Genomic DNA, 1,441 nt, shown 5'->3' on the forward strand with positions numbered 1-1,441 from the left:
GGCTCAGTATAAAATCTTGGGGGATTAACAATAGTAATCTTTTTAAGCATATACATTGGCTAGCCTGAAGAGAAAGAATCTTGTATCCACGACTCCTCTGAATGATGCCCTGAATGCTTTTATCTTTGCATTGAAGGCCTCGGCCGCAGCATTGGTACTACGGTTGACAAAATAGTTAAGTATTCTTTCGTAATGATTCTCAATAGAGTTTGCTACGGTGGTAAAGGTTTCATATCCGTATTCTTCGATTTCGTTGTACCACAGTGCCAGTTTAGCTCGCGCCACATCCCTATCCTTGTAGTCAGTGAATATTTTTCCCAGCCTCAGGGCATAATAGTATACATCTTTCAGATCCGGGAATTTCCTGAACAGGATTTCCGCCCTTTCCTTCTGTCTTTCGGTCCATTTGCCGGGTGCCTTGAAAAGCAGGTACCGGCTTCTGGCGAGCAGTTGTCTGAGCGTGTCCCCATTGCTGAACACCTCAGGTTCATAGAGGATACCCCTTGCTTTGGATTCCCTGATGGCTTTGTTTTCATCCTTCATGACTTGCCAGCGGTAGGCTATGCGCAGGTCCTGAACGGCTTCATAGACCAGTTTGGATACATGGAAGCGGTCAATCACCTGCAGGGCTCCTGGAAAGCATCTTCTCACAATTTTCTGCATGCTGTTTGCCATGTCAAGGGTGACTTCCTTCACCATGTGCCGCAGTTCTGGGCCAATGAGCATGAGTACCTTTATCACATCTTCCGCCTTTGTACCCCTGATGACGGCTACAATGGATCCTTTTCGTCCTTTTCTGTCCCTGTTTATCAGTACGGTATAAAGTTCTCCCTTGCTGAGCGCAGTTTCATCGATGCACAGATGATATCCGATGTTCTTGGGATAGATGATATAATCTTCCGCATGGGCAAACTGGTTCCAGTTGTGATAGGTACTCAGATGATCCTTGTACTGGTTCTGCAGCTGCTTGCCGTCCAGACCGTAATGGTCTGCAACACTCTGGCAGCTAACCGCATGAGTGTCTAAGTAGTTCTTTTAAAAAAGCTCCGAACTCTGCAGTGATGCGAGTACCGGAGGCAACCAGATTCCAGTCACGGCTGTACGTCATACCCGTGGAAGGATCTTCCCAACGACGGCGCTTGATTCGAAGATATACGGCTTTACCGCGGATTGGAAAATCCTGTACCTCTATTTCCGGAAAGAATCCTTTGGAATGCAGATGAAGATGGGACAATTCCTGGGGAATCCTGGCTTTCTCCTTCAAAAAAAGAATGAAGCACGTATCTTGCGAAATGTGACCGACCAGATCAAAATACTCGAGCATGCCTACTGGAAGGAAAAGGCTCAACAACTCTAAAGGACTAACGGGGATTTTCTCTTTTTGCTTCATGACGCAAAATTAAGGTTTTTAACCTAACCCCCCAAATTTTCAAACTGAGCC

At 46.1% G+C, this 1,441-nt stretch carries 2 protein-coding genes; both read right to left on the reverse strand.

Annotated elements, in window-relative coordinates; all coding sequences use genetic code 11:
* Window positions 1–42 precede the first annotated feature (42 nt).
* Entirely contained in the window at window positions 43–978 is a 936-nt protein-coding gene (locus tag H3001_RS19060) for an ISAon1 family transposase (RefSeq protein WP_181215793.1), read from the reverse strand.
* Window positions 979–1,006: 28 nt separating this feature from the next.
* Window positions 1,007–1,390, reverse strand: a complete 384-nt coding sequence (locus H3001_RS19065) for an ISAon1 family transposase N-terminal region protein (protein ID WP_181215792.1) — start codon at window positions 1,388–1,390, stop codon at window positions 1,007–1,009.
* Window positions 1,391–1,441 lie beyond the last annotated feature (51 nt).

It is taken from the genome of Phocaeicola faecicola (genome assembly GCF_013618865.1).
GTDB lineage: Bacteria > Bacteroidota > Bacteroidia > Bacteroidales > Bacteroidaceae > Phocaeicola > Phocaeicola faecicola.

Bases quoted from the DNA above. Each gene is read 5' to 3' on its own strand.
- H3001_RS19065 (WP_181215792.1), bottom strand. From the start codon at position 1,390: ATGAAGCAAAAAGAGAAAATCCCCGTTAGTCCTTTAGAGTTGTTGAGC.